Here is a 23,184-nt window from a genome sequence, read left to right on the forward strand (position 1 = left end):
CTCATGCCCTGCTTGTGGAGAACGTACTGTTACTTATCTTGGCGATGCTTCTGAGAGTAAAGTGATAGAACGGCTTCACGTCATGCTGCCATGGGACAATGGCAGTTAGCATTAGCGCTCAGTGAGGTCAGGGTATAAAAATAGATCAGATCATAAAGTCTGAGGGAAGCGCTTGCCTCTCTGGTCAAATCACGCTACAAAAGGGTACATTATGAACCAACATAGCGGCGATCAAAGACGATCTGAAGCGGCATAGTCCAAACAGACTCTGATGTTTAGCGAATTATTTAACAGGGACGTCCCACCATGAAAAAAGCAAATCCCCTATATAGACAACGCAGCCGTTCAACAGTGGGTTATAGCCGCAGCTACGCTGCCGTATAACCCTTAATTGTTAGGCGCCAAAGAGGTTCAAAGCCTCGTTTAATTTTATAGGATAAGTATGGACACAGAGTCATTTTTTTGGGAAATTTCAAAATCTCCCTATAAATCAAAGTTTCTTAGTGAAACATTAGAATTTGGTAAAGATAATCCTGTTTTTTTATTAGATCAATTTTCTGGGAAGCAGCCAGCACTAATTAATAAAGAGTTCCTTGAAACAGGGAACTTAAAGTTTGAAATGTTTCCAACAGCATTGCTTGATTCTAATGTATTAGATCAACTTGATAAATTTGTTCAAAAAGGAAAAACGACTGACGGTTTTCTTGATTTTCTAATCTTTATAACTCAAAGGGGTTGGGACTCTAGTGCTTTATTTTATTATCTAGAACATTATTCAAAATCTGATATTGATGTCTTCAAAAAGAATGCAATACGAAGAACAGAATCATTACTAAAAATTCATTCAATGAACGAGCCACACTTTCTTAAAACAGGGGAAGTAATTCCTAATATAGAAGCAGTTGAGCATTATAAAAAATCTTCTGATGCTAGATCACTTTATGAAGTCGCAGAAAAAAGAGTTGAAAGTTTTATAGCTAATTACAATAAATCATCTCTTACTGCAATGCTTGAGGCAACAGAAATAGCACTAATAAAAATGGTTTTAATTAGAAAAACTGAAATGAATCGCTCCTCAATAATTGAACAATATAATGAGTTTATACGTTTTTTAAAAGTTGATTTAGGGATGATATTAGCTAGAGAAGCCCATTTAGCAATTCATTATTTTTGTGATAATGCTGGGCGCCTCTTAGGAATTCAATCTACGACTTCAAAAGAAAAAGCTGCTGCAATCATTAGGTCCACAGCATGGGATATATATTTATTAAGAATGCCTGAAATAATGTTTCCTGCATCACCGTCTGAAGTTTGTATTTCTTACGTATCCACCCAAGAGAAACAACTCCAAGCTTTAGCTAGGCTTTTTTCTTTAGAAAGAATTGAAAGCTTCGCAAGCTCTAATATTACGCCAATAGTTGGCTTTAGTATGGAAGGAATTCCTGAACATATTCAAGTTGAAATTTCTGATCATTTATTACCGGTAAACGAAACTCAAAGTATTTCATTGCCTATAGGTCTAAAACAGGCACTGTACAATCAGCTAGAGGTTTTTTGCGCCTAACAAGGGTTTTCAAGTCGGACAAATTACAGCTGGCTTTTGTTCGTGCCTCACTTATTTTAGCCAACTGAAATTTGCCGCTTAAAACGGCGTTAGCTAGCCGAAGTCATACATAGAAAACTTCTTTTGGTCACAACTTCCTAAATTAAACCATCACAACTAACTCGATTTGAATGCACATATTAAAACCTAATGTGTATTCGCGCACTGATAAATTGGTTTCACGAACCAGAGAAGTTTCTAGTGAATCAATGGCGATACAGATAGCAGGCTGAACAATGCTTAAACGGCGTAATAGGTTTTTTCGCTCAACGGATCAGTTGGCATCTTAGGTTCTCGATGCTATGCCTATCGTTTGAGTTTACGGATTAGGAGAGGCTGATGGCTGAATATTTCGGCTCTTGCTTGTGTGGGGGAGTGCGTTTTGTGGTCCGAGGTGATTTTGACAGTTTTTATCTGTGTCATTGTCAGCATTGCCAAAAAGACACCGGGGCGGCTTATGCGGCGAATCTATTTTCGCCGTCTGCTCAGTTGGTCTGGCAGTCGGGCGTCGATAAGGTGACGACCTTCACGCTACCCGGCACCCAGCACAGCAAGAGCTTTTGCAAGGTGTGTGGCTCAGCATTGCCTTGTACTCAGTTGCCATCGTTGCTGATGGTGCCAGCAGGGTGTTTGGATACTAAATTATCGCTGGTGCCCACGGCGCATATTTTCACATCCAGTAAACCTGAATGGGAGAACGAGTTGGCAGGTGTACCAGAGTTTAAAACACTGCCAATCTGAGCCGTTTTGTGCAGGCTCAACACAAACGCCGATCTACATCGATTCGGTTCGCCTCACGCCGATAGCGGTTTCACTTTTTTTATAACCCCTGAGAACGCTTCCCGCTCGCCTTGATAACGACGCACTTTTTGCAAGATACGAGTGATTTCCCCATTTCGGCCTACACGCTGCGACCTCCTTTGTGGTGTTATGGTCATAGTAAGAGGCTTTAATAACCAACCTAGGTTTTGTTATGGTGATGTAAGTAATGGGTCAGCAAGAATCCATCCGGCTACTTTTTAAAGGGTGATAGCTTGCCTGCCTCACAATTTACAGGATGAGCCTTTAAGCCACATGTTATCGACATAGGCGCTCTTTGGCCTATGTTTGAGCCCAGTAACCCTGATAAGGACGCTACCATGAGTGATACGTTTAATGTGAAAGATACGATCTCGGTCGATGGTAAAGAGCATGCCTACTACAGTTTGCCCAAATTGACCGACACCTATGAGAACATCAGCCGATTGCCATACTGCATGAAAGTTGTCTTAGAAAACCTGTTGCGTAATGAAGACGGTGGTCAGTCGGTGGGTAAAGACCACATTGAGGCGGTGGCCAATTGGGACGCCAAAGCAGAAGCCTCAAAAGAGATCGCGTTCATGCCGGCGCGTGTGGTGTTACAGGATTTCACCGGTGTGCCATCGGTGGTGGATCTGGCCGCGATGCGGGATGCGGTGGTGAAGCTGGGCGGTAAAGCGGAGCAAATCAATCCGTTTATTCCCAGTGAACTGGTAGTCGATCACTCTGTGCAAGTGGATGCCTATGGCCGTGAAGACTCGCTGGATTTAAATGAAAAAATCGAATTTAAGCGTAACCAAGAGCGCTATGAGTTTTTGAATTGGGGCAGTAATGCCTTTGAAAACTTCGTCGTGGTGCCGCCGGCGACGGGTATTGTGCATCAGGTCAACCTTGAATACCTTGCCCGCGTTGTCATGGCTTCTGAGGTCGACGGTGAGTTGACTGCATACCCTGATACCGTGTTTGGTACCGACAGTCATACCACAATGATCAACGGTATTGGTGTGCTTGGTTGGGGTGTGGGCGGTATCGAAGCCGAGGCGGCCATGCTGGGTCAACCGTCTTCCATGCTGATTCCCCAAGTGGTTGGTTTTGAGCTGACCGGTAAACTGACGGAAGGCGTGACCGCCACCGATTTGGTGCTGCGTGTGGTTGAGATGCTGCGTGCCCATGGAGTGGTCGGTAAGTTCGTCGAGTTCTTCGGTGAAGGCTTACACAATATGCCGCTTGCCGATCGAGCCACCATTGCCAATATGGCGCCGGAGTATGGGGCAACGTGTGGTATCTTCCCCATCGACCAAATGGCGATTGATTACTTGCGCCTGTCCGGTCGCGATGAATCTCAAATTAAGCTGGTGGAGCAATACGCTAAGATCCAAGGCCTGTGGCATGATGCTGACACGCCGGCAGCCAGTTACTCCAGTCAGTTAGCACTTGATTTGTCGTCCGTACAGCCTGCTTTGGCGGGCCCTAGTTTACCGCAACAACGTATTAATCTTTCGGAGATGCATCAGAAGTTTGGTGACACCATTGCGCAGATGGCCAAAGGTCGTAACCCTGATAGTGATGCCAAAGCGCGGTTTGATCATGAGGGCGGGGAAAAAGAGCAGGCCGAGGATTTAGCCGCTCAGCCAACCATTGATGTCGACACTCAAACCGAAGAGAGGCAAGCCTACGCTCATGCAAACAATGTGTTCTCAAGCGTTAGCATTGATGACAAAAAGCACAAATTGCGTGATGGTTCAGTCGTTATTGCTGCGATCACCTCGTGTACTAATACCTCCAACCCAGCCGTGATGATTGGCGCCGGACTGGTGGCTAAAAAAGCCGCAGCAAAAGGTCTCAAAGCCAAACCTTGGGTGAAAACTTCTCTCGCGCCGGGTTCTAAGGTGGTGACCGATTACCTAAAGAAAACGCATCTAATGGATGAGTTGGAAAAAACCGGCTTTTATTTGGTGGGTTACGGCTGTACGACGTGTATTGGTAACTCAGGGCCACTGCCTGAAGCGATTGAAAAAGGCATAGAAGAAAACGACCTCGTAGCGGCAGCGGTGCTATCGGGCAACCGTAACTTTGAAGGTCGTATTCACTCACACGTCAAAGCCAGCTATTTAGCGTCGCCACCGCTGGTGGTCGCGTATGCGCTGGCGGGTACAGTGGATATTGATTTGACGACCCATGCTATTGGTCAAGACCAAGACGGCAACGATGTGTACTTAAAAGACATCTGGCCAACCTCGGATGAAATTAATGAGCTGATCGCGAACAACATCGATGCCGACATGTTCCGTAAAAACTACGGCGAAGTCTTTGCAGGCAGCCAAGCTTGGAACGCTATTACCTCGGAAGACAGCCAGCTGTATCCTTGGAGTGACGAATCGACCTATATCAAAAATCCACCGTTCTTTGAGGGGATGACGCTTGAGCAAGAAGGTATTCCTGATATCGAAGGTGCGCGCATCTTAGGTTTGTTTGGTGACTCGATCACCACCGATCATATTTCACCCGCGGGTAACATTGCAGCGGATTCTCCTGCTGGTCAATACTTACAATCGCGTGGCGTGCTGAAGGCAGACTTCAATAGCTACGGCTCACGACGTGGTAACGATGCGGTCATGACTCGAGGCACGTTCGCCAACATCCGTATCAAAAATACCATGTTGGGAGGCAAAGAGGGTGGCTACACCTACTATTTCAACGGCGACAACGCCACGCTCAAAGATGGCGAAGAGATGCCTATTTACGATGCTGCCATGAAGTACAAGGCCGATCAGCGTCCTCTTGTGATTCTCGGTGGCGCGGCGTATGGCTCAGGCTCGAGCCGTGACTGGGCGGCGAAAGGTACCAGTTTACTCGGCGTCAAAGCAGTTTTGACCAGCTCATTTGAGCGTATTCACCGCTCGAATCTAGTAGGAATGGGTGTGTTGCCGTTGACCTTTAAAGACGGTGAGAACGCCGACACGTACAAACTGGATGGTTCGGAAGTGCTGAGCATCACAGGGTTGGAGAATGGTGAGAGTAAGGCCGCGACGGTGACCGCCACGCGTGCCGATGGCTCGTCTGAAGTGTTTGAGGTCAATGTCATGCTACAAACGCCAAAAGAGTGCGAGTACGTGCGTCATGGGGGTGTGCTGCATTATGCACTACGCCAATTGGCACGCGAGAATATCGACGCTGCATAATGGCTTAGTGTGTTTTGCTAGGACAAAAGCTCAATCCTTGTAACATTAGGGGTTGGGCTTTTTGGTTTCTGGGCTTAGCGTCTTATTATCACCGACAGGAGTCAGATCGTACGGATTATTCCCTAAGGGTACTAAGCGAAGCTCAATTAATGAGCTTTATAGAAGAGTTTTCGAAATATGGTTCCAAATACTAAAGGAATAAGAAAAATAACGCTCGATATTAAGGTAAAGCTTGCAGCTTCACACATCTTAGCCATATAGAATGCGTGCTCTATGCCAATAAGGCAAATCGCCCATCTAATTGCAATATAGATTAGTAACGATGCAGCTAATTCCAATATTGACCAGCGCACTAAAATGCTTGAAAGCAGGAAGAGAGCCATGACAATAATAAGGGTAATATTACTGATATCTAGAATATGACCTAGTACAGAAAGGACTATAAAGAGTACGTTAATCGCAAGTGGCTTCTTTAGATTGTTCATTCTGAAATAACTTCCAAATCTATCGCATGCTTGGACATCCGTATTGCTGTAAGAAGATTATTTAAATGTTGACTTCCAAATAACCCGCCTCCTATATCAATACAGCCAGCACTCCCTTCAACACTGCCGCCATGCAGAAAAAAATTATCTCGACCATGAGTTTCTGTATCTTCTTTAGCATGAATTCGAATTCTAAAACTCCCCCAATCTCCTGGCGAATCAGGACGAAAATTACGAAGTATATCCCCAAAAATATTTGGGTCACTCAATTCTCTTGGGTTTATAAAGTACTCGCCAATAGGTATTGGGCCATGCCAGCTTTGAGACAAACATTCTTCAGAAGAATTATTCATACATTTATCTCGACCACTCGTCGCATTTAATACAGCAGCCCAAGCCGGTGTCGTGATTATTAACTTTTGCTTTTGTATACTAAAAATGAGCCTCATAACTTTTCCCTAAGTGCAAAGTATCAATTGTGCTGAAGAATGCAAAAGAAAAGTGTACTCGTTTTAATATGATTAATATGTCAATAAACTCTCTGTTTTGTGTAATTATATCATAGGCTTCAAACACTGATTGCAACGGACAATGCTGTTATTGAATAACTTAGACAGGGACTTGTACCTATAAGGTTGAGTATGCGAATTATCTCTTGATAGCGATGGCGCTTTTGTCCCTGACAGGAGTCAGGCCGTACGAAGTATCAGGCGTCTGGTCGTACGAGTTGGCTAATGGTCAGGCATTGATTTTTTGCGAATGGTCCCCACCTATTTTGTACATACGATAAGAGGGTAAGAATATGAGTCGTCATTTTGAGCAAGCCGAAGGCTTGTGTGAAGAGAAAGATCCCGCCACGAATGGGTTTGTGTTTAACCAAACTATGTTGCGCATCGCCGATCCAGTTCGTTCGCTCGATTTTTATACACGTGTGATGGGGATGACGTTGCTGAAGAAGCTCGATTTCCCAGAAATGGAATTCAGTTTGTATTTTTTGACGTACGGTGAAGATTTCTCTGATATCAGTGCCGACGACGACAAACGCACGGCGCAAACCTTTGGGCGTCCGGCGGTTTTGGAGTTGACGCACAATTGGGGGGATACGGCCGACACAGTCGAATATCACAGCGGTAACAATGATCCACGTGGTTTTGGCCACATCGGCTTTCATGTTCCTAAGCTAGAAGAAGCCTGCCAGCGCTTTGAAGACTTAGGCGTCTCCTTTCAGAAAAAGTTAGCCGATGGCAAGATGAACTACATTGCATTCATCAAAGATCCTGATGGCTATTGGATTGAGATTTTCGATGCGAACCGTGTCAAAGGTTAAGCTGATGACATAAAAAGGCGTTAAGCATGGTCTTCAAAACGCCTTTTACTTACCTGCACTAACGTTCAAATTCATATGTTGCGGCTGAGTGTATTTTTCTCAGCCGCGTCCTTGCTTACCAGCCTCTACGAAATACCAAATCAGTTTAAGCCAAATTGAGTTTGTGCTTCTTTAATGATGTGTCGGCCTATTGGTAGTGCTGACGTCGCCGCGGGAGAGGGGGCATTGCACACATTGATGGTGCGGGCCGTTCTTACGAATAAAAAGTCATCCACTAACTTGCCGTCTTTAGACACCGCTTGCGCTCTAACGCCTGCTGGGTAAGGGGTCAGGTCTGATTTCTCTACGGAAGGGCAGTATTTTTGCACTTCTTTTAGATAGCCGCCTTTAAAGAGCGAATTTTTTAATTCCAATAGCCCTGGCTTGAGGTTATCCATCAACACTTTGCGGATACCTGGGTAGCGAAGGCTTTCTAAGCTGTCCGATAACGAAATATCGGTTTTACGGTAACCTTCACGTTTCCACGCTAGAACAGCGTTCGGCCCTACCGTGACTGTTCCATCAATCATGCGTGTTAGATGCACGCCAAGAAACGGCATGGCTGGGTTGGGAATGGGGTAGATTAAATGATTGACGATCTGGTTGTGTTTTTCGGGTAACAAAAAGTATTCACCGCGGAAAGGACAGATTTGAAACTCCGGCTCCAGCCCTAGCATTCTCACGACTCGATCCGCCATTAAGCCAGAACAAGAGATCAAATATTCGGCGTTATAAGCGCCGGTTGTTGTGTGCGCACAGACTTCTTCAGATGTTTCATTCAATCCAGTGACATTGGTGTTGTAACGAATTTCGCCACCACGTTCAATCACCTTACGAGCCATGGCTTGGGTGACTTGCTTGTAATTGACGATGCCGCTGGACGGGACAAAAATTGCGCCGATGCCGGTGATGTTCGGTTCACGCTCACGCAATTCGTCCGCGTTGAGCCAGTGGCGCTCTAGACCATTGGCTTCGGTGCGCTCCCATAAGGCTTTCATGCGTTGCATTTCTAGCGCATTGGTTGCTACTAAAAGCTTGCCGCACTCATCATAGGGTATGTTGTTTTCTTGGCAGAATGCTTTGGTGTCACGGTTACCTTCTAAACAAAACTGGGCTTTAAGGCTACCAGGCGTGTAATAAACCCCTGCATGAATAACACCTGAGTTATGGCCCGTCTGATGTTCTGCGGGACCGGATTCTTTTTCAAGTACCAATAGTTTTTTATCTGGGTAGCGCTCAAGCAACTGCATCGCCGTTGACATGCCGATTATGCCGCCGCCAATAATCATAAAATCGTACATCTGTGTTGTCTCTTGAAGAGTCCATAAATCGACATCACCGGCCGTGTCTCCGGTGATGTTCGGTAGACGTCTATTTTAGTGTATTTTGACCATCACTGGGTCGGATTACGTAAGGTTTTTGCGTGGGTAAAGTAACCACGCTGACGCATTAGCTCACGACGCAACCCTTGGTGGGCGGTAAATTTGTCACGCCCGTGTAGCCAAAAATGATTATTGATGATGAGGAAAGAGCCGGTTGGAACAGGCACGGACAAAGTAGCCTTACTGGTTTCAAGAGATTCAGATAAATCTGTTAACCAGTTCCCCTCGACATCATTTTTCGGCTGAACAAATTGATCGATGTACGACATGATAGGCTGCCCGCTACGATCGATATCAAACACAGCGTGAAAGATATCCTTGCTAGTGTTTTTGCTGGGTGGTGCACTCCAGCGCATGCTTTGATGTGCTAAAGGATCCGTACTGAAACGCTCGAGATCTTCCCAGTCATCCAAGTGCAGTAACAACGAATTGCCGCCTTCTATGTTTTGCTCGTCTACTTTCAGCATCATCACATAATCAGTGTCTTGTTCTACGTATGTGCCATCGTTATGCAGCTCCATTACACGATGGGCTTTACGTAGGTAGCTGTCTGAGTTGTCTTCATTTTTAACGACAAAGCGCGCGTAATACTGGCCGCTCATGGCGTCAAAGTTAGAGCGTCCTAAAAGGTGAGCGATGGCCGTTGTGAATTTGATCATATCTTCGGCTTGAGTGACTTCGTCTAAGCCTTCAGGCGTGACCAACAAAGCGCCGCTATTGCGATCCACAAGTGTTTCTACTAAGAGAGACTGAAGTTGATCATCACAAAGCCTATTTAGAATGCTAGCGACACGAAATCGTAGCATCGATTTATATTCCAACGCCTGTACCGGAAACTTTTCGACCTCTTTCAGAAAGGCGATAACCAGTGATTGCTCGAAGTGAAGCTGAAGTAAACGTGGGCTTTGCTCAGATGGTCTTAGGGAGAAGCCGGAATGGCTGAGGTTATTAGGTGAATTGGATACGGCAGCTATGGACATGGGGGCCTCGTTCATATTTGTTATTTTTGGGTATGACATTGTTGTTTTGAATGTAGGTAGATAATCAATAATGTTTACGTTTTAACAAAATATCTACATTTTTGGTTTCCGTCAATAAAATATCTACATTCCTGGTTTTTGACGATAAAATTGCTTTGTGAGGCATTATGGGAATGGCTATAATCGGGTCATTCATACACCTCTGATACGGATGCTTCATGGCGACCAATGACGAAAAAAACAATCTGGTGAACCTTGCCTATGTTGCACTGAAACGAGATATTACCGAGGGTGTGTACCGACCCGGTGATAAGTTGCTCATGCGGGGGTTAAAGGAGCGTTATGAGATTGGCTCTGGCCCTATGCGGGAAGCACTTTCACGACTTGTTTCTGAACACCTCGTCACCGCCATCAGCCAGCGCGGTTTTCGCGTTGCATCGATGTCGATTGAGGAACTGACGGATATCTACTTTGCCCGTGCCCATTTAGAAGCCATGATCACCGAGCTTGCAGTGAAGTTAGGGGATGAGAGCTGGGAAGCGGGTGTGATTGCGAGTACGCATACGTTATCGAAAGTGACTCAGTTAAACAGTGCTGAAGACATGTTAGGACTGTGGGATGCGCGCCACAAAGCATTTCATCTTGCAATCGCCCAAGGCTGTGGTTCTGCTAAATTATTAGAGCTTCGACTGACGATGCTTGATCAGGTTGAGCGATATCGACAACTTTGGCTGCGTCATACCGTTTTTTCTGCAGAGGCTCTAGAGGCAAAACGCGAAGAGCATCGACAGCTTGTTGAGGTATTACTGTCTCGAGATCACGTTAAAGCGCGCGACATGATGTTCGAGCATATGACTGGCCCCGTGTCGATCATTTCAGAAATAATAGAAGCGCGAGGCCTGGCTGAGCATGAGTAAATTAAGCGTTTATTCAGTAATGCCACTGCGCACTCTGAGTGATACGGTTTTATATTAGGTTTTATCAGAAAAAGGCAAAAATTAGTATATTCGTATTGTGACGAGCCTTAGCAGGATAATCTCGAAAAGCTTTATGGTAGGTTACGGAGTCTAAAATAATAGTTCAGTGTTCTTGCTAAGGAGTCGCAAAATGCGTTTGAAGTCAGGTGTGATGGTCTTGGGTATGTTGCTAGGGGCGGGGAGTGTGCCTGCGTTGGCGGCGACATTTGAAGTACCTCAGAATTTTGAAATCATGTATGTGGACTTAGAAAGTACCAGCTTCGGAAATGATTTTGAAACGGATATAGAACCGGGCGAACGTCAGTTTGTGGTGCGATTTAACCAGCGTATCGGCGGTGGCAGCAATGCGGAATTTTTTGAGTCGGAACCCTACATCATAGATGTGAAAGTGAAAGAAGACTCCGATATTGTTCTTCAAGCGCCATACTTCTTCAATAAGAGCGATGCCGAACGTTTCGCGAAAGCGCCTGAGTTTTCGTTAGTTGATGAAGGTCGAATGGATAAATTGGATTATCAAATCCGTATGCTACCAAAAAAATCAGGCTTTCAACCATCACGTGATTACAAAAGTGAGATTCGTGAGTTTACAGCGACTTATAAACAGCCAGTTGTAGATAAGCCTAAAGCGGCGGCAAAGCAAGTCGCCGTGACTGAAGAGCTTGAGATGCTTAAGTTCTGGTACAACAAAGCGGATGTTGCAACCCGCAAAGACATTCGTATTTGGATGATTGATCCCTCGCATAAAGCAGCACAGAGCAACAATGCCTACGATATGATGGTGTTTTGGTTCAAGAAAGCCTCTAAAGAAGATCAAAAAGCGTTTCAAGTTTGGTTGTTAAACGAGTAAGCGGTGATTGAATCATAGAGCCAGATAGTAAGTTATGAGTATCTGGCTCTATTGAGCCTCATTTGCAATGGAAAAATTGCCCTTTCTTGCGCAGGGGTTGCATCATAGGCTTCGTGTGCGGTCGTAAATCGGGTGGCATTCTCGACATAGCGCCGCTATCATTACAAACGAGTTTTCCTAAGTGCTATGCTTTGCCAAAGGTAACGTGGTTTCGTATGATGCATCGTTTAACTGTACACGCTAATGTTGAGTGCTATATGAAACACTATTTGTCCCGCATGCGAGCAAAAGAAGCATGCCCGCCACGTAAGCCTTTTAGCAAGATTGTTTGGTCTTGGGTTGGCTCCTTTTTAGGTATTTTTTTGATTGCTAGTTTGGGCGAGTTATGGAGTTTCAACCAACACAGTATGTTGTTTTTGATCGGCTCATTTGGCGCATCTGCCGTATTGATTTACGGGGCACCACTGGCTGAATTTTCCCAGCCTCGTAATTTGGTTGGTGGGCATGTGTTTTCCGCCTTAGTTGGCGTTACCGTCCATATTTTTATTCCAGACGATCTTATTTTAGCAAGTTCTCTAGCGGTCTCTTTATCCATCGCTACGATGGATTTTACCCGCACTCTACACCCACCCGGTGGTGCCACGGCGCTTATTGCGGTGATTGGTGGCGCGCACGTGCAAAGCCTCGGCTACTGGTATGCGCTTACACCAGTATTGGTAGGCGCTTTGATCATGCTCATGGTGGCGTTGTTCGTGAATAATATGTCGGGTAACCCAAAACGCCACTATCCCGTTTATTGGTGGTAAAGAGTGCGCATGTCTGGACGTTCTTTGTATATGCCTTGAATTCAGTGGCGGCTTTTGTATTTATCAATATACATACGTTTATCCGCCACTTCGAGAAGACGTTGTGTGCTTTGTCCGTCAGGGGGAAAGCACGCTACGCCAATGCTAATGCCGAGTTTAAGGTCAGGATAAATCGCACTAATATCTTGAATGTCTTGTTTTATCTTAGTGATAAGGGTGTGTTTATCACAGGCTTCGCAACACTCGACATTCCGTACGCCAATGAACTCGTCACCGCCAATTCGACATAGTAAGCCTTGGTCGCTTAAACGTTCAGACAGCACATTGGCGACTTTCGCTAGGTATTGATCCCCTTCATAGTGGCCATATGTATCGTTAAGGCTTTTGAATTTGTTGAGATCCATAAACAGCACCATTAAGTGTTCATTCGCCTTTTTAGCGTGAGCCAATCGATGGCCCAACTCTTGATCAAATATTTTTCGGTTTGGAAGGTTGGTTAACGGATCACGATTGGCTAGTTCAAGCAGCAGCTCTTGCTCTTGAATCAGTTCTGATATATCGGTAAACGCACCAATATAATTTGTTACCACTCCTGAGTTGTTTTTGAGTGCGTCGATGGTTAATAGTTGCGGGTAAACCTCGCCTGATTTGTGGCGATTCCAAACCGTACCCTTCCAGTGGCCTTTGTCTTTTAAGTCTCTCCACATGTCTTCGTAGAATGCTTCTTCACAACGACCGGAAGATAAAAAAGAGGGAGTTTGGCCGCACGCTTCTTTGGCACTGTAACCGGTAATATTGGTAAAGGCATGGTTCACTTCTTGAATGACGGAATTTGTATCCGTCACCATAACGCCTTGATGAGTGGTGTCGACGACCGCTGATAATAAGCGAATACGTTCTAATTTATTCGTTTGCTCCGTTACATCTTGAGCGTAACCGTACCAAATCGTGCCGCCCGTTTTGGTTCGCTTTGGTAACGAGCGTGCTTCCACCCAAATGCTGCCTTTTTCAGGGTGATTAACTTTAAATGTCTCATGCCACTCTGATAGATTGATGCGAGATTGTTCGATCGTTTGATAAATATGATCAATGTAATCTGAATCTATTCGATTCATCATTGCTGATGCGTCGGCGTGGAGTTCTTCGGCACTGCAGCCAAAAAGCTCTTGGACTTTTTCAGTTGCAAAAGGCGTGGTTATAATCCCTGATGCATCCATTAGAAATTGATAAACAAACCCTGGTAGGTTGCTAGCGAGAAGCTCAAGGCGGTCTTTAAGCTGCTTGATTTCTATTTGCTTATGCCACAGTTCGCTTACGTCAAGATGTACGCCAAACATCCACAGTGGCTCTCCTTTTGAATCACGGATTAATACTGTGCCTTGGTCCAGTACTTTTACCCAATGGCCTTGCTTGTGCTTCATCCGTGCTTCAAAGGTATAAAGGGGTGTTTCACCACAAAAATGTGCCTGAAGTGCTGAATTGGAACTTTTTAAATCATCTGGATGAATTACGTCTAACCAAGTATTGATAGACAGGGGCTCAAGTTCATCAATGGTATAGCCAATTATACGCACCCACTCGTCATTAAATATCGCTTCACCAGTTTGAATATTCCAAGCCCAAGTGCCGAGATTACTGCCTTCTAAAATAAGATCAGATAAATTAGAGAAGTCGTGCAGGTCTGATGAAGCTGGGATTAAGGCGGCCATAAGTTATATTACTATCTTAGGTTTTATCATGATCGATATTTAGAGCGTGTTTACAGGTCTTTAAAGCTCTATCGCGTATACAATTAAACACATATATTGAGGTCGAATACAACCATTTACCTATGCTTGCTTTGTGTACGAATGTTAGCGCTTTACGTAAAATGTTACCGTAATGTAAAAACTCACGTACATGCAAGGAAATAGCGCGATGATAACGCCTGGATCCAACACTTTGACACCAATGTTGGTCAAAGTTGTGCCTGTGTCTGATGCGTATTCACGCCACAAAGTGTTGCATCGATAACCGAACGCGTCCACCGTTGTGATCAAATATACATCACAATAAATTTTAGCGAATACTAATTGAGCACTAAGGAGCTTGAATGATTGAGTTCATTAAGAATAATAGGGATCTAGTGCTAGTAACGCTTCTTATTGTTTTTGGTTGGATCGGTTTTATTGACCAATACGCCGAGGCGTATATTAATGCTTCGCTTGTATCCGCCGGCGCGTCGTTTGGTGTAGCGAAATTGTTCAATGCGACGGTGTCTGTTTTATCCACGATTACGCTAAACGTGCCAGTGGTTGGCTCGATCCAAATTGGTCAGTTGTTAGACCCTCTAAACGATCTTGTCGAGGATTTTTCCTCGGTCATGAAATACGCGATCTCATCGCTTCTGATCCAAAAGTTTTTAGTCGGAATACTCCAGACAATCCATTTCAAAGTATTCTTACTGCTCTCTGGCATGGCCTTTGTACTGACTAAATACATCCTCAAAGAGTATCGAACGGTCACGTATAAAGTGTTCCTGTTCGCAGTCATGTGTAAATTTTCGATTGCGGCGGTGGCACTCGGCAGTAGCTGGGTGGACAGCGCATTTATTGATGATGTCGTTCAAAAAGAAAACGCCATATTAGAGGCGTTTCCCGTATCGCCAAGTCAGCTTGATGACACCTTAGACTTATCCAGTGAAATCAATAAACAGATTGCCTCTGAACTTGAAACAGCTCAGCTTGAGCAGCAACTCATGCAAGTACAATTAGATACGTTGGCTACAGAGGAAGCGGCAAAGCGACAGCAGATTGACGAGATTGACGTGACGTTAGCTGAGCTATCAGGTGGCAAAACAGGGTTTTCTGCATTATTTGAAAAAGCCAGTGATGAACAGCAGTCATTAAACGCTCAACGAACGGTCTTGGCGCATCAGTTAAAGCGTATTCAGTACGATATTGAAGCAACTGAAGATGACATCGCTGAATCGAAAGAGATGGCCTCTGATCTTCGGGAGCGCTTAGAAGGAGAAAAAAGCACCTTTCAAAGCATCCGCGATGGTTTTAACCAAGTCACAATGGCCGCGAAAAACAAAATCACTGGATTTGTAAGTACGTTAAACCAATCCATGGATCATTTTTTAAACCTGATCGCATTGTTTGTATTGAAGACCGTGATTATCCCAATTGTGTTTTTAGTGGCGATTTACAAAGTGTTTGTCAGACTCTGGGGGATGACACCAGTGGCCGCGGTTAAGGGCTTGCAAGGTGCTATTAAGCGAACTACATCTGAGAATCCGGAAAGCCCGCAAAATACATTTGAGAAATAATTTCAATCAATTTCAGATAAGCCTTTATGTTGGCATTCAAACACAAAGGCTTCGTTGCTGCTGGCTATACGTTACTAAACGTCTCATGTTGAAATACGATGTCTTCGCGGGTGATGTTGTTAATGTCTCGATGGCCAATGAAAGCCATGGTTAATTCTGCCTCTTGATGGAAAATGTCGAGCATTTTAGCGACACCTGCTTTACCCATTGCACCTAGGCCATAAACCATGGGGCGGCCCACCATGACACCTTTTGCGCCTAATGCTTTGGCGCGAATGATGTCTTGGCCGCTGCGAATGCCGCTGTCGAGCCATACATCAATCTGGTCACCAACGGCGGCAACGATTTCTGGTAGGGTGCTGATAGATGAGCGAGCGCCGTCGAGTTGACGGCCACCGTGATTGGAAACGACGATGGCATCTGCGCCAAGTTTGACGCATTCTTTAGCGTCTTCCACTTCCATAATGCCTTTGATGATTAATGGACCTTCCCATACGTCACGGAAATAACGAATATCTTCCCAGCTAAGCTTTGGGTCAAACGAGCTGGCAGTCCACTTCATTAAGTCGTGCATATCATCGACGCCCGTGGCACAGCCTTGAATATTGCCGAATGCTCGGTTGTCAGTTTTTAGCATGCCCAATGCCCAGCGGGGGCGACGAGCAATGTCAACAATATTAGGCAAGGTCAGCTTGGGCGGTGCCGTCATACCATTACGATGATCAGCGTGGCGGCGGCCAATCATTTGCAGGTCAAGCGTTACGACGAGGGCTGAACAGCCAACGGCTTGCGCTCGATCAATCAGCTTTTTAGTGAATGCGCGATCTTTCTGTACGTATAGCTGAAACCAAAATGATTGCGTGGTTTTTGCGGCGACGGCTTCAATTGAGCAGATACTCATCGTTGATAACGTAAACGGCACACCAAATTCTTCAGCGGCTTGCGCGGCAAGGATCTCTCCATCTGGGTGCTGCATTCCCAGTAAACCGACAGGTGCTAAAGCCAATGGCATTTTTACGTCATGACCGACCATGGTGGTTTTGAGTGAGCGCGGTTCTAAGTCTCGTGCCACACGTTGACGAAATAGGATGCGATGAAAGTCAGACGAATTCAGTTCCAGCGTTTGTTGCGTCCATGACCCCGACTCACAGTATCCCTGAAACATTTTTGGAACGCGTTTGTGATAAAGGTGCTGTAAGTCACTGAGTTCGCAAATGATGCTCATTTTATTACTCCTTAAAATGAATGCATGTGCAGATAAGACGAATGCCGCCTAGATGCTTAAATCGGGGCATTTAAATTCCATAATAACAGTTCTGCTAGGGGGATTTGTATTAGACGAAACGCTGATAGCAAGGCTTATTCAGTAAAACGCAGCTTTGCTCACATTTCTGCAACCTCAACCTGATAAAAATTAGCTTAACGAATAAATTTGAAAGGTAACACTATGGAGCGCTCCGTTTTATTGGATCTACTTCGTATTGCCGCCATTGTATTGGTCTTCGTGGCGCACTTCGGCCAGCTTTTAGATACTCAAGCGGGAACGTTTTTTGGTATCAAAAACTTCTACTACGTCAGCTTAGGTGGGGTAGGGGTAACCCTATTTTTGGTGCTATCCGGTGTGTTAGCGGGTTTGACGGACATGCAGCGACCTATTTTTTATCCAACGTATTTATTCAAAAAAGTACTGCGTATTTATCCGTTATATTGGATGACGATACCCCTTTCTATGTTGGGTTATGTGCTTAATGGGTTGATGATGGATGGAACTTGGATAACGCTATTCCCTAATGGTTTTGTTCAAGATATTTCTGGCAGCCTGACAGGTTTTTATGCATTTATGGGACTGTGGGGTGGACCTTACAACCCGCCAAGTTGGTTTATAGCGCTGATTATGACCTTATACGTGGTCTTTCCTGTAATGGCGTATTTTATGCATCGGGTACCTAATGTCACTCTTCTGAGCTTGCTCATTATCAGTCTGTTGAGTCGTTGGTATGTGGGGCAGTATGGCGTTCCGTTTGTACCAAGTAACTGGTTTGATGATATCGAAAACTGGGCATATCGATTGTACGGCTTTATGCCTGGACGGCCGGGGGACTGGTTTGTTTTGTGTCGTCTATTTGAGTTTGGGCTCGGGGTTTGGTTAGCGCTAACGTTAACATCCAAGGTGTGGGCTGTTTTTAATGGCTTACCTCACTGGCTTAAGCGTCCTATTGGCGTCTTAAGTGATTTGTCCTTCCCTTTATTTTTGCTGCATTACCCATTCTTGTTTCTGGTTGTCTGGCTATCAGAATTAGGCATGAACGTCAGTGTTGCCATTATGATTTTGATAGCGCTATTACTGCTAATAGCGCTTTATGTTCAAAGTATTGACAACAAAATACCTCGTAAAGCATGGCTGGCTAGAATGAATCGAAAACGTCATTAGCGCCCCCGCGCCATTCGCTTATGCCAATAATGGATAGCAATTTCACAATTTTGGATGCTTAACATGGGCTAGTAAGCATTAGACTTAAATTGTTTAGCGAATAAACAAATATCTTTGAGAATAGATTCTCAATCCTAGGATCAATAAAAATAATTACATTAGGGGTTGGATATGACAATTTGTCTAACAGTATGTGACCATAAAGCCAGTGGTATTTCTGCCCAGTCCGTGTCGAGCTACTTAATCAGTAAACGCTTTGGCGAACATCAGCTAATTCTAGGTGCGTCTTCCTCTTCGCAGGCAGACATCAAGTTTAAAGGCTTTGGCGAACTGTCGATTTCAGAGCATACATTCGGTTGTGCGGTACAAATGCATACGCCAATGATGTCAGATACGTATCACCTGCAAGTAATGTTAAGTGGTCAAAGTAAAGTACATTGTAACGGTACGACACAGCATCTAAATACTGGGGATGCGTTGATCGTACCGCCGCGCGCTTCTTTAATTAGCGACTACTCTGAAGATTGTCGCAAGCTGATCATCCGTATTCCTGCAGAGTTTATGATGCAAACGGCCCGGGAATTTGGTTATCACATGAACCACGACCGGATTCATTTTTGTTTTCAAAAACAGCCTTTGCCAACATCGGGTTCTTTTATAAGTTTATTGGACGATATTTTGCAACAGCCACAAGGGCAGTTGTGCGAGCGGGGGCTGATGTATTACAGCAAACTGTTGTGTAATGCTATTTTGGGCACATTCGAATGCAATCTTTGCCCAAGCCAAAGCGCTCAGCTATCTCAGCATCGTTACATTGAGCGTGTGCGAGATTATGTGTTGAGTCATATCACCAGTGACATATCCGTGGATGAGCTGGCTGAACTGTGTCAAATAAGTCGCAAGTCTCTATACAATTTGTTTGAGCGAGAAACGGGGTTAACACCGTCTACCTACGTACGTTGTTTGAAACTTGAAAGTATTCATTCTGAGCTGAGTCAAAATCAGAGTATTCGCAATGTAACGGAAGTGGCGCTTAAGTATGGCTTTACCAATTTGGGGCGTTTCTCTGCACAATATCGTGATCATATTGGTGAGCTTCCTTCCCATACGCTTCGCAGCGTCGCGTGTTAAAATGGTTGGTTAGCAGAGCAAAAAGATAACCCTAGCAAGGGGAAGCTCGGGTTATCTTCGTACATTTTAACTTAGAATTTATACATCGCCATTAGCTCAACTTGTGAACCCGCTGGGCGTGCCGAGGTTCCTTGTGAGCTTGGTGGGCGATTGGCTGCATTTTGGTCACGCAGTTCAATACCGAGCTCAACTTGAGGGAGATAGGTATAAATCATATTGAGCGTCGTTTGCTGAAGGGTGGCTTCGGACAAGGCTGACTTGTCTGAATGCACTTGGCCATAACGCAGGTTAGCACGAAGCTTGTCAGAAAATTTATGACCAATACCAGCACTGAAGCCTGTTAGTGTAACCATGTCACCATTGCTATCGACTTCTGTTACACCTGATGGGCCTGTGTTACCCAAGTAACCCCAGCCAGCATAAACGCCTGCGCCTTCACCTGTAAAAGCACTTAAGCTCAAAGACGTATCACCAAACTTTAGCTTCGAGGCTAATGAAATAGCTACCCCATAATCTGATTGATCGTCCGAATCAACGGTAGGTGTGGTATCCACTTCACGACCCGTTAAGGCTACGTTAAAAGCATGACCACTTTGAGTTCTTCGTGTATAGGCAACGACAGCATCTGGCACATCGGCATTGGAGTACACGGGATCTTGAAGTGTGAAGCGCCAGCCATTAGTGGTGTAATGTACAACTAGATCAGGGCGAACAGGTGCACCGTTGCCCGCAATCGTACCAATGCCTAGGCCCCAAAAGTTGATCATTTCTGTATCAAATGGCGCATTGGCGTAAAACTGCCCATTCCAAGTTTGACCCACGGTGACGTTGTCGATGTTGATGTAAGCGTGACGTAAGCGCCAAGCGTAGCTGCTGTCGCTTGAGGTATTATTATCCCAGAAATCGCCTTCAATAAAGCCTCGCACTTTATGGCCTTCAACCATGCTAGATGTGCCTAAGTTAAAGCGCGACTGACGTACGCTACCTTCTACGGTATTTTTGCCATCATCAGGTCGATCGAATACGGTTTCAGCTTTTAAATAGCCGCCAACGTTAAATTTTGTGCCGTTAAACTCACCCAGTTCAACCGCTAAAACCTGTGACGAAAGACCCGCTGCTAATACCGCTAACGCTACTTTTGTTTTAATCATCATACTTTTAAAGCCTTCGTTATTATCATTGTTAAAGGTAAATTTACTATCGCAAAGGCCTTGGAGATTCGATATTCAAATAGTGTAATCTTTGTACATTGTGCAAAAAATTAGTCTGGTATCAGGTTGATAAATATAATTTATGCCAGCTTTTAGGGCTGATGGTACTTGCGCAGTATTTCTAGTGATGGATCAAAAATTGTGCAGTTGTAACATAAAGTGATGATTTGGTGCGCTATAAAGGTAGCGAGGTAAAAAACCTATTTACGAATACTTTTATTTGGAGCGTGTTGCTATGTCAGTACAGTCTATTGAGTTTGAAGGAGCGGATATTCGAGTCGCGGAATTACAAACTGGGCGTTACTTCAATAAAGCCGATTTGTTACGTGTTGCAGGAAAGGCGCCAGGTCAAGAAACGGAGTGTCAATATCTGGATATTCTAGAGGCGTCAAAATTAGTTGGTGTGGAAAAAGAAAATTTACTTAATGCAATGCAGCTTTGGGCGCCGCATTTATGTCATAGCGGAATGGTCGAGTTACACTGATTCTGTAATGTTAAAGCAGCAGCTAAAAGCGCATAGCAGTATGCGCTTTTTTTTGTGACTGATTGACGGCTTAAGAGTCTGCACTCAGTTATTGGCCTGCAACTCTATTTTGGCACAATTCTTTCATGTCTTTAGGCAAAAACTGGGCCATATCGTATCGCCTCATACGGGGTAATGTGCGAAAATGACCATTTAGTCAAGTTCCTGCCGAAAAGAGGTTTCCATGAGCGTTCATGAAATTCGTCACCCCCTAGTTCAACATAAAATTGGCTTGATGCGTAATCAGAAGATGAGCACACGTGGCTTTCGTTTACTTGCATCTGAAGTGGGTAATTTGTTGACCTATGAAGCAACAAAAGATCTAGAGCTTGAAGACTACGAGCAAGATGGTTGGTGTGGTCCAACTACGTGTCAGCGTATTCGGGGCAAGAAAATTACGGTCGTGCCGATTCTGCGTGCTGGCTTAGGCATGTTAGACGGCGTGCTGGAATTGATCCCAAGCGCAAAAATTAGCGTGGTAGGCATTTACCGTGACGAAGAAACGCTTGAGCCTGTGAGCTACTTCGATAAGCTTGCCAGCGATATTGATCAGCGTATGTCGTTAGTTGTGGATCCTATGTTGGCAACAGGTGGCTCTTTGATAGCGACCATTGACCTGCTTAAGAAAAATGGCTGTGACACCATTCGAGCGTTGGTGCTTGTGGCAGCCCCTGAAGGTATTAAGAAAGTTCAAGAAGCGCATCCTGATGTGGATATTTATACGGCCTCGATCGATAGCCATCTGAATGAGCAGGGGTACATTGTTCCAGGGTTAGGCGACGCTGGCGATAAAATCTTTGGCACTAAATAAGAGAACGGTTCCCTTCACATGACAACTCAATCTGATAATTTACTAAGCGGTTGGCGCGTTATCTTGGCCGGTGCGCAGATGCTGTTTGTGGCATTTGGCTCATTGGTCCTTGTGCCGTTGATCACTGGGCTTAATCCAAGTGTGGCATTGTTCACCGCGGGCCTAGGCACATTGATTTTCCAGCTGTGCACAAAGCGTAGTATGCCTGTATTTCTTGGCTCTTCCTTTGCGTTTATTGCGCCAATTATTTTCGCTGTGGAAACGTGGGGGCAAGCCGCGACGATGGGGGCACTTTTCTGTGCTGGTTTAGTTTACGTGCTGCTCTCTATTTTGGTTGCACTGCGCGGACCTGGCTTCTTACATCGTTTGTTGCCACCCGTGGTGACAGGTCCAATTATTATGGTAATTGGTCTCGGCTTAGCGCCAGTAGCGGTTAACATGGCCTTGGGCAAAACGGGTGATGGTGCGGCACAATTGTTTCCATATATCGATGCGATTCTGGTGTCCATGCCAGCACTTTTGACAACGTTGCTCGTGGCGACGTATGCAAAAGGAGTTTTCCGTCTAGTCCCGATTATTGCGGGTGTGTTAGTGGGTTACATCGTTTCGCTATTAATGGGGATTGTGGACTTTACGCCTGTTCAACAAACGGGCTGGCTAAGCGTGCCTGGCTTTATCATGCCTGAGTTTCAGTTAGCAGCGATCTTGTTTATGTTACCTGTTGCGATTGCACCAGCGATTGAGCACGTCGGTGACGTATTGGCAATTGGCTCGATTACGGGTAAAGACTACGTTCGTAAGCCGGGTTTGCACCGTACGTTACTGGGGGATGGTCTTGCGACGTCTGCTGCCTCTTTGTTTGGCGGGCCACCTAATACGACTTACTCAGAAGTGACGGGGGCCGTCATGCTGACGAAAGCCTTTAATCCTGTCGTAATGACGTGGGCGGCGATATTTGCGATCAGTCTGGCTTTTATTGGTAAGTTCGGTTCTATCCTACAAACGATTCCAACCCCTGTGATGGGAGGGATTATGATTTTGCTGTTTGGCTCGATTGCTGGTGTTGGGATGAATATTCTGATCAAAGCGCGCGTGGACTTAGGGGCACAACGTAACCTTGTGATAGTGGCTGTTACGCTGGTATTTGGCATCGGCGGCATGACGCTTGGCTCGTCTGACTGGCATTTACAAGGTGTTAGTTTGTGTGGCTTAGTGGCGATTACGTTGAATTTGATTCTGCCTAAGGCGGATGAAACCAACGATCTGCATGAAGAGCAAGATGTTGTAGAAGAATTGCTACACCATAAAAAGTAGTTGGTTGTTTAAAAAAAAGGGGGAGAC

19 protein-coding genes are annotated in these 23,184 nt (G+C 45.1%); 13 read left to right on the plus strand and 6 right to left on the minus strand.

Annotated elements, in window-relative coordinates; translation table 11 throughout:
* Nucleotides 1-442: 442 nt before the first annotated feature.
* The 3 genes from AYW76_RS08365 (at nucleotide 443) to acnA (ending at nucleotide 5,583) form a co-directional block, all read left to right on the plus strand.
* Nucleotides 443-1,564: a hypothetical protein gene (locus AYW76_RS08365; protein ID WP_067218438.1), complete on the plus strand. Its 1,122-nt coding sequence runs from the start codon at nucleotides 443-445 to the stop codon at nucleotides 1,562-1,564.
* A gap of 378 nt (nucleotides 1,565-1,942) precedes the next feature.
* On the plus strand, nucleotides 1,943-2,344 hold the full coding sequence (locus tag AYW76_RS08370) for a GFA family protein (RefSeq protein WP_067218442.1): 402 nt from the start codon (nucleotides 1,943-1,945) through the stop codon (nucleotides 2,342-2,344).
* Nucleotides 2,345-2,742: 398 nt separating this feature from the next.
* Nucleotides 2,743-5,583, plus strand: a complete 2,841-nt coding sequence (acnA, locus tag AYW76_RS08375; RefSeq protein WP_067218817.1) for an aconitate hydratase AcnA — start codon at nucleotides 2,743-2,745, stop codon at nucleotides 5,581-5,583.
* A 481-nt stretch (nucleotides 5,584-6,064) separates the two neighbouring features.
* Here acnA and AYW76_RS08385 read toward each other — a convergent pair whose 3' ends face one another.
* On the minus strand, nucleotides 6,065-6,517 hold the full coding sequence (locus AYW76_RS08385; protein ID WP_067218449.1) for a tlde1 domain-containing protein: 453 nt from the start codon (nucleotides 6,515-6,517) through the stop codon (nucleotides 6,065-6,067).
* A gap of 353 nt (nucleotides 6,518-6,870) precedes the next feature.
* Between AYW76_RS08385 and gloA the strand changes: the two genes are divergently transcribed.
* Nucleotides 6,871-7,395 (plus strand): lactoylglutathione lyase, encoded by a 525-nt coding sequence (gloA, locus tag AYW76_RS08390; protein ID WP_067218453.1) that lies wholly within the window; start codon nucleotides 6,871-6,873, stop codon nucleotides 7,393-7,395.
* Nucleotides 7,396-7,535: 140 nt separating this feature from the next.
* Here gloA and lhgO read toward each other — a convergent pair whose 3' ends face one another.
* Complete coding sequence (gene lhgO, locus AYW76_RS08395; protein WP_067218456.1) at nucleotides 7,536-8,735, minus strand: L-2-hydroxyglutarate oxidase; 1,200 nt, start codon at nucleotides 8,733-8,735, stop codon at nucleotides 7,536-7,538.
* A gap of 92 nt (nucleotides 8,736-8,827) precedes the next feature.
* Nucleotides 8,828-9,796 (minus strand): glutarate dioxygenase GlaH, encoded by a 969-nt coding sequence (gene glaH / locus AYW76_RS08400; RefSeq protein ID WP_067218460.1) that lies wholly within the window; start codon nucleotides 9,794-9,796, stop codon nucleotides 8,828-8,830.
* Nucleotides 9,797-10,014: 218 nt separating this feature from the next.
* Here glaH and csiR point away from each other — a divergent pair, with 218 nt between their 5' ends.
* The 3 genes from csiR to AYW76_RS08415 all read left to right on the plus strand — a co-directional run bounded on the left by csiR (nucleotide 10,015) and on the right by AYW76_RS08415 (nucleotide 12,426).
* The gene (csiR, locus tag AYW76_RS08405) at nucleotides 10,015-10,713 is read left to right on the plus strand and encodes a DNA-binding transcriptional regulator CsiR (protein WP_067218464.1); all 699 of its coding nucleotides are present in this window, start codon (nucleotides 10,015-10,017) and stop codon (nucleotides 10,711-10,713) included.
* A 190-nt stretch (nucleotides 10,714-10,903) separates the two neighbouring features.
* Nucleotides 10,904-11,620 carry a YccT family protein gene (locus AYW76_RS08410; protein WP_067218467.1) on the plus strand — a complete coding sequence of 239 codons (717 nt, stop codon included), beginning with the start codon at nucleotides 10,904-10,906 and terminating at the stop codon, nucleotides 11,618-11,620.
* 257 nt (nucleotides 11,621-11,877) lie between these two features.
* Entirely contained in the window at nucleotides 11,878-12,426 is a 549-nt protein-coding gene (locus AYW76_RS08415; protein WP_067218820.1) for an HPP family protein, read from the plus strand.
* A 41-nt stretch (nucleotides 12,427-12,467) separates the two neighbouring features.
* On the opposite strand, the gene AYW76_RS08420 is transcribed toward AYW76_RS08415, so the two are convergent.
* Complete coding sequence (locus tag AYW76_RS08420; RefSeq protein ID WP_067218471.1) at nucleotides 12,468-14,135, minus strand: GGDEF domain-containing protein; 1,668 nt, start codon at nucleotides 14,133-14,135, stop codon at nucleotides 12,468-12,470.
* A 383-nt stretch (nucleotides 14,136-14,518) separates the two neighbouring features.
* On the opposite strand from AYW76_RS08420, the gene AYW76_RS08425 reads away from it, so the two are divergent.
* Nucleotides 14,519-15,736, plus strand: a complete 1,218-nt coding sequence (locus AYW76_RS08425) for a hypothetical protein (RefSeq protein ID WP_067218474.1) — start codon at nucleotides 14,519-14,521, stop codon at nucleotides 15,734-15,736.
* 64 nt (nucleotides 15,737-15,800) lie between these two features.
* On the opposite strand, the gene AYW76_RS08430 is transcribed toward AYW76_RS08425, so the two are convergent.
* The gene (locus AYW76_RS08430; RefSeq protein ID WP_067218478.1) at nucleotides 15,801-16,961 is read right to left on the minus strand and encodes an alpha-hydroxy acid oxidase; all 1,161 of its coding nucleotides are present in this window, start codon (nucleotides 16,959-16,961) and stop codon (nucleotides 15,801-15,803) included.
* Between the two features lie 222 nt (nucleotides 16,962-17,183).
* Here AYW76_RS08430 and AYW76_RS08435 point away from each other — a divergent pair, with 222 nt between their 5' ends.
* Nucleotides 17,184-18,167: an acyltransferase family protein gene (locus tag AYW76_RS08435; protein ID WP_067218481.1), complete on the plus strand. Its 984-nt coding sequence runs from the start codon at nucleotides 17,184-17,186 to the stop codon at nucleotides 18,165-18,167.
* Between the two features lie 171 nt (nucleotides 18,168-18,338).
* Nucleotides 18,339-19,298 carry an AraC family transcriptional regulator gene (locus AYW76_RS08440; RefSeq protein WP_067218485.1) on the plus strand — a complete coding sequence of 320 codons (960 nt, stop codon included), beginning with the start codon at nucleotides 18,339-18,341 and terminating at the stop codon, nucleotides 19,296-19,298.
* A 71-nt stretch (nucleotides 19,299-19,369) separates the two neighbouring features.
* Here AYW76_RS08440 and AYW76_RS08445 read toward each other — a convergent pair whose 3' ends face one another.
* Nucleotides 19,370-20,452 (minus strand): porin, encoded by a 1,083-nt coding sequence (locus tag AYW76_RS08445; protein WP_067218488.1) that lies wholly within the window; start codon nucleotides 20,450-20,452, stop codon nucleotides 19,370-19,372.
* Between the two features lie 292 nt (nucleotides 20,453-20,744).
* Here AYW76_RS08445 and AYW76_RS08450 point away from each other — a divergent pair, with 292 nt between their 5' ends.
* The 3 genes from AYW76_RS08450 to AYW76_RS08460 all read left to right on the plus strand — a co-directional run bounded on the left by AYW76_RS08450 (nucleotide 20,745) and on the right by AYW76_RS08460 (nucleotide 23,157).
* A complete protein-coding gene (locus AYW76_RS08450; protein WP_067218491.1) occupies nucleotides 20,745-20,993 on the plus strand; it encodes a hypothetical protein in 249 nt (82 codons plus the stop codon).
* Between the two features lie 223 nt (nucleotides 20,994-21,216).
* Nucleotides 21,217-21,843 carry a uracil phosphoribosyltransferase gene (gene upp / locus AYW76_RS08455; protein WP_067038337.1) on the plus strand — a complete coding sequence of 209 codons (627 nt, stop codon included), beginning with the start codon at nucleotides 21,217-21,219 and terminating at the stop codon, nucleotides 21,841-21,843.
* A gap of 18 nt (nucleotides 21,844-21,861) precedes the next feature.
* Complete coding sequence (locus tag AYW76_RS08460) at nucleotides 21,862-23,157, plus strand: uracil-xanthine permease family protein (protein WP_067218494.1); 1,296 nt, start codon at nucleotides 21,862-21,864, stop codon at nucleotides 23,155-23,157.
* The last annotated feature ends 27 nt before the right edge of the window (nucleotides 23,158-23,184 follow it).

The sequence above is a fragment of the Marinomonas gallaica genome (assembly GCF_001639745.1).
Classification (GTDB): domain Bacteria; phylum Pseudomonadota; class Gammaproteobacteria; order Pseudomonadales; family Marinomonadaceae; genus Marinomonas; species Marinomonas gallaica.

Coding starts and splice junctions, on each gene's coding strand:
- AYW76_RS08435 (WP_067218481.1), top strand. CDS start 17,184: ATGGAGCGCTCCGTTTTATTGGATCTACTTCGTATTGCCGCCATTGTA.
- AYW76_RS08440 (WP_067218485.1), top strand. CDS start 18,339: ATGACAATTTGTCTAACAGTATGTGACCATAAAGCCAGTGGTATTTCT.
- upp (WP_067038337.1), top strand. CDS start 21,217: ATGAGCGTTCATGAAATTCGTCACCCCCTAGTTCAACATAAAATTGGC.
- AYW76_RS08415 (WP_067218820.1), top strand. CDS start 11,878: ATGAAACACTATTTGTCCCGCATGCGAGCAAAAGAAGCATGCCCGCCA.
- gloA (WP_067218453.1), top strand. CDS start 6,871: ATGAGTCGTCATTTTGAGCAAGCCGAAGGCTTGTGTGAAGAGAAAGAT.
- AYW76_RS08365 (WP_067218438.1), top strand. CDS start 443: ATGGACACAGAGTCATTTTTTTGGGAAATTTCAAAATCTCCCTATAAA.
- csiR (WP_067218464.1), top strand. CDS start 10,015: ATGGCGACCAATGACGAAAAAAACAATCTGGTGAACCTTGCCTATGTT.
- acnA (WP_067218817.1), top strand. CDS start 2,743: ATGAGTGATACGTTTAATGTGAAAGATACGATCTCGGTCGATGGTAAA.
- AYW76_RS08450 (WP_067218491.1), top strand. CDS start 20,745: ATGTCAGTACAGTCTATTGAGTTTGAAGGAGCGGATATTCGAGTCGCG.
- AYW76_RS08460 (WP_067218494.1), top strand. CDS start 21,862: ATGACAACTCAATCTGATAATTTACTAAGCGGTTGGCGCGTTATCTTG.
- AYW76_RS08385 (WP_067218449.1), bottom strand. CDS start 6,517: ATGAGGCTCATTTTTAGTATACAAAAGCAAAAGTTAATAATCACGACA.
- lhgO (WP_067218456.1), bottom strand. CDS start 8,735: ATGTACGATTTTATGATTATTGGCGGCGGCATAATCGGCATGTCAACG.
- AYW76_RS08445 (WP_067218488.1), bottom strand. CDS start 20,452: ATGATGATTAAAACAAAAGTAGCGTTAGCGGTATTAGCAGCGGGTCTT.
- AYW76_RS08430 (WP_067218478.1), bottom strand. CDS start 16,961: ATGAGCATCATTTGCGAACTCAGTGACTTACAGCACCTTTATCACAAA.
- glaH (WP_067218460.1), bottom strand. CDS start 9,796: ATGTCCATAGCTGCCGTATCCAATTCACCTAATAACCTCAGCCATTCC.
- AYW76_RS08425 (WP_067218474.1), top strand. CDS start 14,519: ATGATTGAGTTCATTAAGAATAATAGGGATCTAGTGCTAGTAACGCTT.
- AYW76_RS08370 (WP_067218442.1), top strand. CDS start 1,943: ATGGCTGAATATTTCGGCTCTTGCTTGTGTGGGGGAGTGCGTTTTGTG.
- AYW76_RS08410 (WP_067218467.1), top strand. CDS start 10,904: ATGCGTTTGAAGTCAGGTGTGATGGTCTTGGGTATGTTGCTAGGGGCG.
- AYW76_RS08420 (WP_067218471.1), bottom strand. CDS start 14,135: ATGGCCGCCTTAATCCCAGCTTCATCAGACCTGCACGACTTCTCTAAT.